The sequence below is a fragment of the Vibrio sinus genome (genome assembly GCF_023634645.1).
Taxonomy (GTDB): domain Bacteria; phylum Pseudomonadota; class Gammaproteobacteria; order Enterobacterales; family Vibrionaceae; genus Vibrio; species Vibrio sinus.
On sequence record NZ_JAMKMR010000005.1, the window covers coordinates 1 to 14,694 of the forward strand.

Consider the following 14,694-nt stretch of genomic DNA (forward strand, 5'->3'; position numbering starts at 1 on the left):
TGAGTAGAAATCTTATTGACTACATATATGAATTCGACTCAATTCACTCAGGATAATCATCCCCTTGTTGAATAATGTGCGAAGTCAGAACAAATAGATAAATTCAAAATTTGAATGTGTATTGCTCTAGTTATTGACTATTGAAATCTTTATAAGGCTAAACCCTCATTTTATGTCAATTTACTGTCATAACGACATAAAGTGCGAACTTTTGTGGTAGAAGATGTCTGAAACAAAACTTTGTTGAACCTTTGTAAAAAACAGATAGTAAGAAGAGCTATGAAAAAAACAGCTATATTTACTGCATTAGCAGCCGTTGCACTTGCAGGTTGTAGTGCACAAAACTCCGACTTTTCAACAACTCAGAAAGCACAGATTGAAAAGATCGCTAGCCAATACATCATTCAACACCCAGAAGTGTTGATCAAAGCGACTGAGACGCTAAAGCAGCAGCAACTTGCTGCACAGAACAATGAGCAAGTACAAGCCGTACTTCAACACACTAAACAGTTGCTTGATGACTCGACAACGCCTTATGTGGGACCTAAAGACGCAAAAGTTAATGTGATTGAGTTCTTCGACTACAACTGCATCTTCTGTTCAAAAATTTCTCCAGTAGTCAGAGACCTGCAAAAAGCAAACCCAGATGTTCGTTTCATCTACAAAGAAACGCCTATCTTTGGCATGCGTTGGGAATCATCTCGCTACGGAGCGGATATGGGTAACTGGATCTTTGCTCAGAAAGGTAGCAAGGCATACAACACCTTCCACAATGCGGTATACGAGAGTGGAGAAGTTGAAGGTAAGCTAACGAATAAAGAAGTGGACAAAGCTGCCAAGCTTGCTGGCGTGGATGTATCGAAATTTAAGTCTGACAACAGCTTCATGAATAACTTGCAGCTGTTTGGTGAGCTATCTTTCCGTGGCACACCGGCGCTAATCGTTATGCCAACTCAAGGTGCCAACAAAGATAATATTAAGATCATCCGTGGTTACGATCCTGCTGCACTAAAAGCGGCGATCGCGAGTGTAAAGGCTGGTACTGCTAAAGCACCAACAACGTCTAAATCTTAATTTCCTCTTATCGGTATTTTCAAGAGCGCCTAATTAGGCGCTCTTTTCATTTTGTTGGCTGTAACAAAGCCGAAACGCTCTGGGCGTCATTTGTTTGTATTTCTTAAATAAACGATTGAAATTAGATAAATTGTGAAAACCAGATTGAGTCGCGACATAGCTTATTGCAAGGTTAGTATCAATTAAAAGAGAGCAGGCCTTTGCGAGTCTAAGATCGGTGATGTATTGAATGATTGGTTGTCCCATCAGGCGTTTAAAAAATCGATTTAGGGTGCTTTCACTCATACCGATATCTTGGGCTAGCTGTACGATAGACAGTGGTTGTTGATATTGTTGATGCACGGTTTCGAGTATACGGTTAAGCTGGCTCTGTTGGCGATATTCGAAACTGGCGTCACAACATTGGCGAGACAAATGCATACTTGAGTAATCCGTACAGCTCATTAAGCCATCAAGGATCTGCATCAGTAATATCAATCGTTGTCTTGTGGAGGCTTGCTTAAGTTGAATAAATGTTGGGAGCAGGTTTTGCGCAAGCGATGTTGGAAACTGTATGCCTTGTTGAGCATTCTGGGCTAGGTCTTTAGCACGTTGGAATTCAGGGAAAGTACTTGCCAGCTGAGAAAGCCACTGATGACTAAACCAAAGCACATAGACTTTATGAGGCTTATCCGGCTCAATCTTGGTACGGGAGTGCCATGTATGTGGGATATTAGGACCAATTAACGATAAGTCATAATCTGAGTAAGCTTCAATTTTCGTATCAATATACCTTTCGCCTTGGCTATTTAGGGTTAACGTTAGCTCATATTCAGGATGAAAGTGCCACTCGAATGGTATTTCTTCTAACTCCCGAATTAGTAATCGCCATGAACAGGCTGAGTCGTTCACGATTTTTTCAAACTGAGCTCTCATCTAATGTTTTACCTGTATCTATATGAGGTGATTTGACCAAATAGTATCAGTATTTGCCGAAAACACATCACTCTAAACTGAGATTGTTGGCAGAATATGATGGTGTCCTAGGTCAACACAGCCTAGGCCTTTCGAATTGCTTATTTTGAGTGTATTTGGCTATTAACGTGAAGCAAGGAGGAAATAGATGAAAAATAAATATGGCTTTGGTGACAACGTACCCGGGAATAATAGTGTGGCTAATCAAAATAATGTTCAGCTGCGAGATATCCAAAAAACTATGCCGTTGAGGGTGTTAACACAGCGTCAGTACCAAGATTGGCAGACAAAGGGTTACGTGATAATAGAAAATGCAATTATACCTAGCTCGATTGAACGGACAAAAGACTTTCTTTGGGAGTTCCAGGAGATGTCTGCCGATGATCCGACAACTTGGTACCAAGAGCAGCGAAAAAGCCACCAAATGATAGAGCTAAATAATTCGGGAATGGTGGAGTGCTACCACAATCAAGTGCTCTGGGATAATCGTCAGAATCAAAAGGTTTACGATGCATTTGTAGATATATGGGACAGAGAGGATCTTTGGGTAACCATAGATAGAGCGAACTTGAACCCGCCGAATAGAGACAACAGGAATTTTGAAGGCTTTATTCACTGGGATGCCGACACTTCGCTTACACCGTTACCAGTTAATGTACAAGGTGTGTTAGCACTCACTGATACTGATGTTGAAACAGGCGGTTTTCAATGTGTGCCGGAACTATATGGTCAATTGGAAGCTTGGCGGGACAATCAGCCAAAAGATAGAGATCCGTATGTTCCAGACCTATCAGGCTTTGATATCGAGTTTGTACCATTAAAAGCGGGTGATTTGTTGATTTTTAACAGCCTTCTTGCCCATGGCATTAGGCCAAACCGTTCGGAACGAGTGCGAATGGCGCAATATATTTCTATGGTACCAGCGGAGGAAGAAAATATAGAGATACGTCAATGGAGAATAAACTCATGGCAAAACAGGCTCCCGCCCGATGGGTTTGCGTTTCCAGGAGATCCTAGAAAGTTGGAGCAAACCTATTACCCAAAAGCGAAGCTGTCTGAACTTGGTTTAAAGCTTCTTGGTCAATGTACTTGGCGCGAAAAAATAGACACTCAACAACCGATGTCCATTGATCTGACCTAAAGATGAAAGCGACTGATACTGGTCATTCGAATCGAGCCGCTTATAGGATTGTAGGAAAGGTGAGCTAAAAGCTATTGCCGATAGTGTTTAGAATGCGTAATCGGCAACACGATTCGGCATATTTCTTATCGTAGTTGTTGGTTTAGCATCTAAAGCAGTCACCTTAACTTGGCTATTCTCTATGCCAAACAATATGACCCTATTGTCTTGCAAGTTTAATTCGTAACTGACGGCTTTATTCTTTGGCATATCCGAGGTTTCCGCTTCTTCAGGAGCTGGGCTTTCAGATATTGCTTTGAAGCTGCGAATTTGAGCGGATTGGTAACCATCGTTTAGGAATATCAAGTGTTCGTTTAAATCGACACTTTTTAATAAGTCTAAACTAATGGCCAATGAATCTATTGTAATTGTTATCATGATAAGTACTCAACTTACTAGTATTTATATTCAGTGGATATAATGTGCACTAGCACTTTTGCCACTTTGTTAGAGATACGTCTATTCTTTGCCAACTAATTACTCAAATGACATCATTTGAATGATTGCCATTAAGTATCAAAATATCGCGAATAGCGTTCAGAATACTGCCTCAGCCAAATGTCATAATATAAGCAATCATTGTTTAACTTATTGTTATTTAGACAAAATATTATCTGATGCGATTCTGGTTGCGCATGATAGCACATCCACTAAGCAATAGCATACATTTCAATGGGTTTAGTAAGGTTCAGCAATTCTATGGGCAGTGAAGTTAAAGACTTCATTCGTAAGTTGTACTTATTCAAATTGTGAATGAAAATCACATTTGTATTTAATTATAAGAATTTCTTCTTATAAAAATGTTACCTAATTTACACATTTCATTCGGATGCATAATTCATTCCGCTCTAAATTCCATAGTTGATAGTTTTGTTATTAAAATTCAAAACGAAAAGTCGAAATAACTACTGTTATAGTGTTTTATACTAAAATTTTCACGTATTTTGTCTGTTGATTCAGTTTTATTTTATTTTATGCTGCCCGAAGCATAACTGATACTTATATAACCAACTTTTTGAAAAATTAGTATGCGATACTATATGACTATTTTATGAATATTTTTTGTTTTTTATTTGTTCTATTTTGTTAATAAATATTAACTTGTTTTTGTTTTGTTGTGGGATGCATATTGTTTGATAATGTATTTTGGGAGGAATGATTACTCTTGCAGTACGATGTATGTTAAATTAAAGTTTCATTAAATGTTGATCAATATATTTCTTGGCGATAGCATCTTTTCGAACCAAAAATATTTCATATGTGAACACTTATTCTATTTATCACTCAGGATATAGACATCCAACACGAGTGGACGGTGGATTCGTTCGAAAATCAAATAAGTGCGCCGTTCTTCATCTATGAATTAATTAAAAATACCAAACTTTAATATGGTGGTTATTTGCATAAATATTCCAAAATTTAGTTTGGTAATTCGATTTTGCTGCTATCCAAATGAATTTTTATTTGGAAGTGTACTATATTAGTCAGTCAGGAGTATATAAATGAGAAAGTCACCGATTACTGTCAGTATTGGTATTGCGTTAACTGTCGCATGCTTTAATACATATGCTGCAGATCAAACAACATCGCAATCGAAATCACAATCGGATCAACAATCGTTATTTGCTTATGGTACCTATAAAGAAGTAGATGGCTTGCGTGTGTTTAGCCCAAGCACTAACGAAAGTCAGGTTACGCCAAAGGCATTAACAGCCAGCAATGCCCCAGCTGAACAAATGGCACACACAAACACTTTATATGTTGCTCCTTTAGCGGGTGCCAATACTTCTACTCCACAAGGAGTTAGTCCTAGCAGGCTTCGTACTGTATATCAAATAAACTCTCCGAGTGGAGCGGGGAAGACAATAGCCATCGTTGACGCTTATGACGACGTTAACGCGGCTAGTAAATTAAGTCATTATTCGCAAACATTTGGTCTACCAGAAGCAGATTTTCAGGTAGTTTATGCATCAGGCTATAAACCTCAGGCAAATGCAGGCTGGGCGGGTGAGGCAGACCTTGATGTTCAAATGGCGCACGCCATGGCACCTGATGCCAAGATTATTTTAGTAGAGGCGGCGTCGGCTAGCTTCAAAGATATGTTTGATGCGGTTCAAGTTGCAACGCAGTATGTAGAGAAAACAGGCGGTGTTGTGTCTATGAGTTGGAGCGGCTCTGATTCTTATAGTGATACAAGTAATGATAGCTACTTTGATAATCCAGCTGTTTATGTAGCGTCTACTGGAGATGATGGTGGTCAATCTGGCTATCCAGCAACTTCACCAAATGTTATTGCGGCTGGTGGTACTAGAATCCAGTCAGACAATAGCCAAATAGCGTGGAGTTACAGTGCGTCTTCTAATTGGGGGGGCAACGGTGGAACCAGCTCTTATGAGTACGAGCCTTCTTATCAGAAAAATAATAAATATGCAGACGCAGTTGTCAATGGTATGCGAGGTACACCTGACTTGTCTGCGGATGCCGATCCAGTAAGTGGTGTTTCGGTATACACGAGCAGTGGTTGGCAGGTAGTTGGCGGTACCAGCGCTGCGGCGCCGATACTGGCAGGTATCATTGCGAATGCAAATGTTCCTTCGAGCCTAACATCTTTCCAAATGCTTGAGAGAATCTACAATGCTCCTGAATCTAATTGGTACGATGTTACTGAAGGAACAAATAAGCTCAATGAAAAAGCATCAGCACATTATGACTTAGTCACGGGCCTTGGTGCGCCATTGGGTGTTAAAGGTTTTGAAGGTTAATGCTTAACAGCTTAATATAGCGTTAAGTTACTGCACTTTAATTGGCTTATAAATGCCCAACCATCTAACTTTTATATTTTTAGATTGGTTGGGTATTTTTATTTTTAAAGCGCTAGCTTAAGCAGCGTACAGAACCTCTATCAATTATCGTCGGTATATTTGTTTTAATCGGCGAGTCGGGAACCACTAACCGACGCGTTGCGTCACGGGCCATAGCATTGATAGGAAAATGTAGGCTAGTCAATTTGGGTGTAACAAAGTTAGCCCTTTCACCGCTGTCATAACATATCACTGATATATCATTAGGTACGCGTAAACCATGCTCTGATATAGCGAGCAGTGCGCCAACGGCCATTTCTTCGTTGCAACAATAAATAGCGGTTGCTTTCGACTTCAATATTTGACAAGTGAGTTGATAACCACTGGGCAAATCATATTCACCCTCTAAGCAATGAGTCGGTATCAAACCTTCATTATCCATGGTGTCGAGAAAACCTTGGCGGCGACGCTGACTTGAGCTGCGTGAAGTGGGGCCACTGATGCAAGCGATCTTCGTATGACCTTTATCTATGCAGTGGTGTGTCGCGAGTTGGCTTGCATGGTGATGATCAAATGAAATACATTTATTTCCAATACCTTCTACCAGACGATCGAGCAAGGTAAATTCTCGGCCTTGTGCATCTAACTCAAGAATTTGTTCATCATTGATTGCCCGAACATGCAATATCAAGCCATCGCAATTCATGTTGTAGAGTTTATGGATGGCATTCAGCTCATTTTCAGCACTGCCGCGACCTTTCATTACCAGCAATTGTTTGTGATGAGATTCGGCTTCGCTTTGTACATTGTCCATAAGACTGCCAAAAAAGGCGCCTAGGTAAGAAGTTGTCACCAAACCCAGCGTATGACTTTTACTCGATGCAAGGGCCTTAGCGGCAAGGTTAGGAGTGTACCCTAGATCGGCAATGGCTTTCTCGACCAGTTGCTTGGTTTTCTCTCTGACTTTGCTTTCGCCATTAATGACTCTAGAAACCGTGGCTCTTGAAACGCCTGCCATAGCAGCAACATCTTCTAAAGTCGCCATAAATGCACTTCCTTTTGGTTATTGAATTTGAGGGCGGAGGCCCTCAATTCCAGTCTATGCTTACTTAGAAACGTTTATTGATAAACGCTGATTAAGAAAATTGTGGCAAATATACCTTATTTTCCGACAGCACATCCTCTAACAGTGAAGCCGCAATGTCAGCGTTCCCGATAAGGGGATTGGTGACCAATGCCAGCAACGCCGCTTGTTTATCACCGTGAACGGCTGCTTGGATTGTCAAACGCTCAAAACTTTTCACTTGAGCTGTTAGCCCATGCATGACTTCAGGTAGATGACCAAATGCAATGGGGTGAGCGCCTTGGCTGTCTACGACACAATCTGTTTCAATCACTGCGTCGTTTGGTAATCCCGTTATTGTGCCATTATTACAGGTATTAACGGTAAGTCGGCTACCTAAATTGTTACGAATGGCACAAACCAAATCGACAGCAACCTGAGAGTAAAACGAGCCGCCTCGAAAGCTAAGCTGCTCAGGCTTTTCGCTAAGTTCAGGATCTTGGTAAATTTTGAATAACTCTTGCTCAACTTCCATCACTTGCTCGGCTCGAGTACCGTCGTTCTGCGCTTGTTTTATTTCATCAGCCAGCATGGATTGGGTCTGATAGAAATAGTGGTGATAAGGACAAGGAATAGCGTTAAGCGCTCTTAGAAAGTTAGGTTCCCAAGGTTCTTCCTTAATATTGTTCATAGTCAGTTCAGCGCCATTGCATAACTTGTCTATTACCTGCTTAGTAATATCGATACCTTGATGAGTAACCTGGTGCGCCCATACCATATGATTGAGTCCCGCGAATCGCAATTGCAGATCTTGGTAATCGACGTCCATCATATTGGCAATCATGTGATGCATTGTGATAGGGACGTTGCAAAGGCCAATGATCTTCGCTTTGGTGTAACGAGATACCGCTTCGGTCACTATGCCTGCGGGGTTGGTGAAATTGATTATCCATGCATCCGGTGCAAGTTGTTCCACTTTTCGAGCAATGTCTAACATGACTGGTATGGTTCGCAGTGCTTTGGCAAAGCCGCCAACCCCAGTGGTTTCTTGACCAAGTAGATTGTACTTTAGTCCCAAGCGCTCATCGGCTGCACGCGCAGGAAGTTGTCCAACCCGCAACTGTGTTAACACGAAATCAGATCCTATAATCGCATCATCAGGTGTGTAATGGGTGCTGACTTTAACTTGCTCTAAACCAGATTTATCCAGCATCCTTCGGCTTAACGCTGCAATGGTTTCCAACTTGTATTGGCCTTGTTCGACATCTACCAGTGCAATTTCTTTCAATGGCAACACGTTCCAGCGTTGGATCAATCCCTCTATAAGTTCTGGTGTATAACTGCTTCCGCCACCAATAATGGCAATTTTAGTTGATGTCATTGTATGGCTCCTTGAGTATCTGATGTACGTCGAAATAATTCGATCATGTCCAATGCCAGATCTTGGATTAGCATGGCATTCATTAGGTGATCTTGGGCATGGACAAGTATTAGCGTCGTTGGCAGCTTGCCACTTCCTTCGTCCATGCCAATGAGCTGAGTTTGTATCGTGTGTGCTTGATTCACCGCTTGTTTAGATTCATCGAAATGCTGCTGAGCTTGCTCGAAGTTATTCTTTCGTGCAGCTTGAATTGCCATTAACGCGCAGCTGCGAGCTTGGCCAGCGTTGACCAGCAATTCCATGATGGTGGATTCTAAATCAATCATTTCTGTATCTGCAGTGGTTTTGTCGATCAGAGTTTCCATAGATAAATTCCGTAATATTTATTTGATTAGGCGTTGACTGAAGATGGAGATACGCTTGTTTCCGAGAGCGATTCACTCGATGCTTCTTCTTTGCAAAGCTGTCGTTCATAGGCTTTGAAAAAGGGGTACCAAATGAGTGTATCTACCACGATAAGAACGAGAACGAGAATGAAGGCTCGATAGTCCCATGCGGCGGATATCATGGCGCCGATAGGGGCAGGGGTTGTCCAAGGAGCCATTGCTATCATGGTTTCAACTAAGTGGAGATGGAGTGCTGTGTAACTGAGTAGCACATTCACGATAGGCACCAACAATAATGGGATAAACATTATCGGGTTCATCACCACCGGAGAGCCAAAAATAAGCGGTTCATTAATATTAAAGATTGCAGGCACCACGCTGAGCTTGCCAATGGTTTTCAAGTGAACAGACCGGCTTTTCAAATACATAAAGGCAAGAACGAGCGTTGATCCGGAACCACCAATGCATAAATAAAATGACCAGTAAGGTGCGGTAAGGATGTGTGTGGCTTCTTGACCGTGGGTGATGAGAGCTGCATTGGCAGCAATATTAGCCATGAAAATAGGGTTGAGTAGACCAGTGACTATATTGTCACCATGTATCCCAGCAAACCACAGAAGGTTGGCGATGGTGACCGCGATAAGAATAGCAGGTAAGCTATCGCCCAAGGCGACAAGAGGCTCAAAGATTTTCATTATCGCCGCTGGCAGCAACATGCTGTATTCACTCTGCAGGAACAGGCTGATGGGGTAAACCGTCAGCATAATACCGATAACTGGGTATAAGAGTTCGAATGATCGAGCAATCGCAGGTGGCACTTGCTCAGGCATCTTGATAGTAATGTTGTATTTCTGTAGTAGCCGAATTAATTCCACCGACCATATGGCACAAATAATAGCGGTGAATACGCCTTTGCCACCGAGAAATTCCATTGACATCGCATTATGAACTTGCGGCGCTGAGGCAAGCAAAAAAGCAGTCAGTGAAAGCATTGCTGCGGTTAGCCCATCGAGTTTATAGTGCTTAGCTAAGCTGTACGCCGTACCGATACTGACAAATACACTCATCAAACCCATTGTCATAAAGTAAGGCATTGTAATGGTGCCCCAATGGTGCTTAGCGAGTCCGACCCACAATTGGCCAAAACTAGAGGTAGTGTGTGCATCAAATGGAGGGTTGGCGACAATAAGCATAATACTGCCGACAATAAGAAACGGCATTGCAGAGATGAATCCATCGCGAATTGCGATAATGTGTGGCTGAGTACCAACTTTGGTCGCGATAGGAGCAATGTGATTCTCGACCACGTTCATCATCTTTGAATAAAGACCCATGGGAATCTCCCGAACTATAAGGCTGTGCGGATTGGAATGCGCACAACTCATAAACTAGAGTGAAAGGTGATAGGGTAGGGCCGTTGATGGGCCCTATGTATATTGGAGTTATCAGATTAAAGCGAGTGCGCTATCAAGCACTTTATCGCCTCGCATAGTGCCGTAATCGAGCATATTAATAACAGAGACCTTTTTATTCAGCGGGGCCGCCAGTTCAGCAATGCGATTTTGTTCGTATTTTACCTGTGGGCCAAGTAAAACAACGTCATAGTCTTTAATATGATGTTCAACTTCCGAAACCGAGACGGCGTTAATTTCCACGTCGAGCTCACGACTTGTCGCTGAGTCATACATTTTTTTTACTAGAATGCTAGTTGACATTCCGGCCGCGCAGCAAAGCAAGATCTTGTTCATAATTCATCCTTTTCTTTTGTTTCTTGTTGTTATTTGCGTTTATGAGAGCGCTCTCATTAGTGGAAAAAGATAAGTTTATTCGCGACGCGAAATTGAGATCTGTGTAATGTTTGTAATCAGTCAATAGTCATTGTTAAGCATATTTGTGCTGAGTAACACAATTTTCAAATAAAGGTACCGTCTGATGTCGGGCAACTGGACTTCGCTTCCTTTCTCGCCCCTTTCACTCAGCGTAATGGCAAAAGTTACAATAAAAAAACTAATAGGTGGTTGACATTCTCCCTTTGGAAGCATATCTTAATTACACGAATCGCCAATTGGGGTTCTAAGATCGCTCGCTTTGCCAAATCTGGGAAGCGCAGTGCGATAAAATGAACAGCAGGTTATCGCTGATAATACTGCTTATGACTAACGCGAATCATATGTCCCATTCAGCCTTCAAGGGTTGATTCGACAGGAGTATGAATTCCACTTCTATACCTTGGTGTAGAACTATTGCTTAACGAAAGGATAGTATTATGAGAAATTTCGACTTTTCCCCCCTATATCGTCACGCCATTGGCTTTGACCGTTTGTTTAACTTAGCAGACAGCAATCTCACTAAGTCAACGAATGGTTACCCACCCTATAATATTGAACAGAAAGATGAGCATAACTATCGTATAACGATGGCGGTTGCTGGTTTCTCTGAAGATGAAGTAACCCTCACACAAAATCAAAATACTTTGATCGTCTCTGCCAAACTGAAATCAAATGAAGACAGCAAAAACTACTTGTATCAAGGCATTGCCGAGCGAAACTTTGAACGTAAGTTTCAGCTAGCGGATTACGTCAACGTAGCTTCGGCAAACATGAAAAATGGTCTTTTGCATATTGAACTTGTACGCGAAGTCCCTGAAGAATCACAGCCGAAAAAAATCTCGATTAGCAACGAGTAAAGCCTAACTACAGGCTCGTCAAAATGGTGCCAATATGTAGGATATTGGCGCTTATATTCCGTTTAATGAATTTTCTCATTGATTAGAAAAAATAATGAATGAGATGGAGGGTTATATTATGGGTAAAACAATTGGAATCGACTTAGGTACAACTAACTCTTGTGTTGCCGTTCTAGATGGTGAAAAACCACGCGTCATTGAAAACGCGGAAGGTGAGCGTACCACATCGTCAATTATTGCCTATACAGATGGCGAAACATTGGTTGGTCAGCCTGCTAAACGTCAAGCAGTTACTAACCCAACGAACACGCTATTTGCAATTAAGCGTCTTATCGGTCGTCGTTTTGAAGACGAAGAAGTACAACGCGACATCGAAATCATGCCATACAAAATTGTTAAGGCGGACAACGGTGATGCTTGGGTTGAAGCACAAGGCCAACAAATGGCGGCGCCTCAGGTTTCTGCGGAAGTACTGAAGAAAATGAAAAAGACGGCTGAAGACTTCCTCGGTGAAGAAGTCAGCGGCGCAGTCATCACAGTGCCTGCTTACTTCAACGATGCGCAGCGTCAAGCAACGAAAGATGCGGGTCGTATTGCCGGTCTTGAAGTGAAACGTATCATCAACGAACCAACGGCGGCAGCACTGGCTTACGGTCTAGACAAGCAAGGCGGCGATCGCACTATCGCAGTATACGACCTTGGTGGTGGTACTTTCGATATCTCAATCATCGAAATCGATGAAGTAGAAGGCGAGAAAACCTTCGAAGTACTGGCAACGAACGGTGACACTCACTTAGGTGGTGAAGACTTCGATAACCGTCTAATCAACTACTTAGTTGACGAGTTCAAGTCTGAGCAAGGCATCGATCTGAAGAACGATCCTCTTGCGATGCAACGTGTGAAAGAAGCGGCTGAAAAAGCAAAAATCGAACTGTCTTCTACACAACAAACCGACGTTAACCTACCGTACGTAACGGCAGATGCGACAGGTCCTAAGCACATGAACGTGAAAGTGACGCGTGCTAAACTAGAATCTTTAGTGGAAGACCTAGTACAACGCTCTCTAGAGCCAATGAAAGTTGCTCTTGCTGATTCAGACTTGTCTGTGGGTGACGTGACTGACGTTATCCTAGTGGGTGGTCAAACTCGTATGCCTATGGTTCAAGCGAAAGTGGCGGAGTTCTTTGGTAAAGAAGCGCGCCGCGACGTGAACCCTGATGAAGCGGTTGCTATGGGCGCAGCGGTTCAAGGTGGTGTACTTGCAGGTGACGTGAAAGACGTACTACTACTTGACGTGACTCCTCTGTCTCTTGGTATCGAGACGATGGGTGGCGTAATGACAAAACTGGTTGAGAAGAACACCACTATCCCAACCAAAGCGAACCAAGTGTTCTCTACTGCTGAAGACAACCAAAATGCGGTAACGATCCACGTTCTGCAAGGTGAGCGTAAGCAAGCGATGCACAACAAATCTCTAGGTCAATTTAACCTAGAAGGTATCCAGCCTGCACCACGTGGTATGCCTCAAATCGAAGTGACTTTCGACCTTGATGCGGATGGTATCTTGCACGTTTCTGCGAAAGATAAGTCAACGGGTAAAGAGCAAAAAATCACTATCCAAGCTTCTGGCGGCCTAAGCGATGATGAAATCGAGAAAATGGTGCAAGAAGCGGAAGCGAACAAAGAAGCGGACAAGAAGTTCGAAGAGCTAGCGTCTGCTCGTAACCAAGCTGACCAAATGATTCACGGCACTCAAAAGCAAATCGAAGAAGCAGGTGATGCGCTTCCAGCGGATGAGAAAGAGAAGATTGAAGCGGCGATTAAAGAGCTAGAAGAAGCGAAGAAAGGCGACGACAAAGAAGCCATTGATGCGAAAGTTCAAGCGCTAATGGAAGCGTCTCAAAAGCTAATGGAAATCGCTCAGAACAAAGCTCAAGCTGAGCCAGATCAAGCTCGTCGAGCAGAAAAAGGACAGGCAAAAAGCGATGATGTCGTTGATGCCGAATATGAAGAGGTCGATTAATGCGTAAAGCTTAGTTGTTAAATAGCGAAGCCTGTTGTAGGCTTCGCCCTCGGATTTAAAAATGATGTTATTTTATGGGTGTTTAGAGGGTTCTACCACCCATTTTTTAGTTAGGAATAAGAGGTATTAGCATGTCAAAACGGGATTATTACGCCGTGCTAGGCGTTAGCAAAACTGCCTCAGATAAAGAGATCAAAAAAGCCTACAAAAAATTGGCGATGAAATATCACCCGGATAAAAATCCAGGTGATAAAGTAGCGGAAGGGAAGTTTAAGGAAATTAAAGAAGCCTATGAGGTGCTGACAGACGAGAATCAACGTCAGCAGTACGATAAATTTGGGCATACTGATTTTAACGCTCAGGGATTTTCTGGTAGTCAGCAATATTCTCAAGGCGGGTTTGAGGATATTTTTGGTGGTGCGTTTGGTGGGCAAGGCGGAGGATTCAGTGGTGACTTTGCTGGATTTGACGATATTTTCGCTCATGCAAGAGGCGGTAGGAGTGCTCCACGCCCAGAGCGGGGCCAGGATAAGGAATTTACTTTAAAAATTGATTTGCTGGACGCCATTCGAGGCGCTGAGAAAATTGTTGAGCTTCCGCTTAATGGCGTACAAAAAAAGATTAACGTTAAGATCCCGGCGGGAATTAACGATGGTGAAAAGATACGTTATTCAGGAAAAGGTTCTGCAGGAACTCATGGAGGACAAGCTGGCGACTTGCTACTGAATATAGAAACTCGTCCCCACGCTTTTCTTGAAAGAAACGGCAATGATCTGACTTACAATACAAAAATTGACATGGTTAGTGCTGCCTTAGGTGATGAAATTGAAGTGAATGTCATCGACAATCGTTTCAAGCTCAAAGTTCCAATGGGGACTCAGTCTGGGCGTAAGTTTAAAATTGCCGGGAAAGGAGTGACCGATAGAAAAGGAAGCACTGGGGATCTGTTTGTGAAAATCAGTGTGGAGACGCCAACCAACTTATCTGAGGAGCAGCGGTCGCTACTTGAGCAGTTTAAAGCGCAACAAACGGTTGCAATGTAACAGAAATTTATACTGAGATATGGGTATATCGTTGTTTTAGTATAAAGTAGGACAGCGTAAGTTGTACTGAAAGTATTTTCTTTCAGGTAGATTGATGTACACA

The 14,694-nt window shown here is 42.5% G+C and carries 13 protein-coding genes; 6 read left to right on the forward strand and 7 right to left on the reverse strand.

Annotated elements, in window-relative coordinates; all coding sequences use genetic code 11:
- The first annotated feature begins 279 nt into the window (after positions 1 to 279).
- Complete coding sequence (locus tag M9194_RS06795; RefSeq protein WP_250611873.1) at positions 280 to 1,074, forward strand: DsbA family protein; 795 nt, start codon at positions 280 to 282, stop codon at positions 1,072 to 1,074.
- 33 nt (positions 1,075 to 1,107) lie between these two features.
- On the opposite strand, the gene M9194_RS06800 is transcribed toward M9194_RS06795, so the two are convergent.
- Complete coding sequence (locus tag M9194_RS06800) at positions 1,108 to 1,989, reverse strand: AraC family transcriptional regulator (protein WP_250611874.1); 882 nt, start codon at positions 1,987 to 1,989, stop codon at positions 1,108 to 1,110.
- 187 nt (positions 1,990 to 2,176) lie between these two features.
- On the opposite strand from M9194_RS06800, the gene M9194_RS06805 reads away from it, so the two are divergent.
- On the forward strand, positions 2,177 to 3,169 hold the full coding sequence (locus M9194_RS06805; RefSeq protein WP_250611875.1) for a phytanoyl-CoA dioxygenase family protein: 993 nt from the start codon (positions 2,177 to 2,179) through the stop codon (positions 3,167 to 3,169).
- 87 nt (positions 3,170 to 3,256) lie between these two features.
- On the opposite strand, the gene M9194_RS06810 is transcribed toward M9194_RS06805, so the two are convergent.
- The gene (locus tag M9194_RS06810; protein WP_250611876.1) at positions 3,257 to 3,586 is read right to left on the reverse strand and encodes a hypothetical protein; all 330 of its coding nucleotides are present in this window, start codon (positions 3,584 to 3,586) and stop codon (positions 3,257 to 3,259) included.
- Positions 3,587 to 4,710: 1,124 nt separating this feature from the next.
- Between M9194_RS06810 and M9194_RS06815 the strand changes: the two genes are divergently transcribed.
- On the forward strand, positions 4,711 to 5,970 hold the full coding sequence (locus M9194_RS06815; RefSeq protein ID WP_250611877.1) for a S53 family peptidase: 1,260 nt from the start codon (positions 4,711 to 4,713) through the stop codon (positions 5,968 to 5,970).
- Between the two features lie 112 nt (positions 5,971 to 6,082).
- Here M9194_RS06815 and M9194_RS06820 read toward each other — a convergent pair whose 3' ends face one another.
- The 5 genes from M9194_RS06820 to M9194_RS06840 form a co-directional block, all read right to left on the reverse strand.
- Positions 6,083 to 7,054: a LacI family DNA-binding transcriptional regulator gene (locus M9194_RS06820; RefSeq protein ID WP_250611878.1), complete on the reverse strand. Its 972-nt coding sequence runs from the start codon at positions 7,052 to 7,054 to the stop codon at positions 6,083 to 6,085.
- A 91-nt stretch (positions 7,055 to 7,145) separates the two neighbouring features.
- Complete coding sequence (locus tag M9194_RS06825) at positions 7,146 to 8,453, reverse strand: 6-phospho-beta-glucosidase (RefSeq protein WP_250611879.1); 1,308 nt, start codon at positions 8,451 to 8,453, stop codon at positions 7,146 to 7,148.
- A complete protein-coding gene (locus tag M9194_RS06830; protein WP_250611880.1) occupies positions 8,450 to 8,818 on the reverse strand; it encodes a PTS lactose/cellobiose transporter subunit IIA in 369 nt (122 codons plus the stop codon). Before M9194_RS06830 ends, M9194_RS06825 begins: the two co-directional genes overlap by 4 nt.
- A gap of 26 nt (positions 8,819 to 8,844) precedes the next feature.
- Positions 8,845 to 10,173, reverse strand: coding sequence for a PTS sugar transporter subunit IIC (locus M9194_RS06835; protein WP_250611881.1), 1,329 nt, complete (start codon positions 10,171 to 10,173; stop codon positions 8,845 to 8,847).
- Between the two features lie 111 nt (positions 10,174 to 10,284).
- The gene (locus M9194_RS06840; RefSeq protein ID WP_250611882.1) at positions 10,285 to 10,587 is read right to left on the reverse strand and encodes a PTS sugar transporter subunit IIB; all 303 of its coding nucleotides are present in this window, start codon (positions 10,585 to 10,587) and stop codon (positions 10,285 to 10,287) included.
- Between the two features lie 518 nt (positions 10,588 to 11,105).
- Here M9194_RS06840 and M9194_RS06845 point away from each other — a divergent pair.
- The 3 genes from M9194_RS06845 (at position 11,106) to M9194_RS06855 (ending at position 14,591) form a co-directional block, all read left to right on the forward strand.
- The gene (locus tag M9194_RS06845; protein WP_250611883.1) at positions 11,106 to 11,525 is read left to right on the forward strand and encodes an Hsp20 family protein; all 420 of its coding nucleotides are present in this window, start codon (positions 11,106 to 11,108) and stop codon (positions 11,523 to 11,525) included.
- A gap of 118 nt (positions 11,526 to 11,643) precedes the next feature.
- The gene (gene dnaK, locus M9194_RS06850; protein ID WP_250611884.1) at positions 11,644 to 13,548 is read left to right on the forward strand and encodes a molecular chaperone DnaK; all 1,905 of its coding nucleotides are present in this window, start codon (positions 11,644 to 11,646) and stop codon (positions 13,546 to 13,548) included.
- A gap of 131 nt (positions 13,549 to 13,679) precedes the next feature.
- The gene (locus M9194_RS06855) at positions 13,680 to 14,591 is read left to right on the forward strand and encodes a DnaJ C-terminal domain-containing protein (RefSeq protein WP_250611885.1); all 912 of its coding nucleotides are present in this window, start codon (positions 13,680 to 13,682) and stop codon (positions 14,589 to 14,591) included.
- The last annotated feature ends 103 nt before the right edge of the window (positions 14,592 to 14,694 follow it).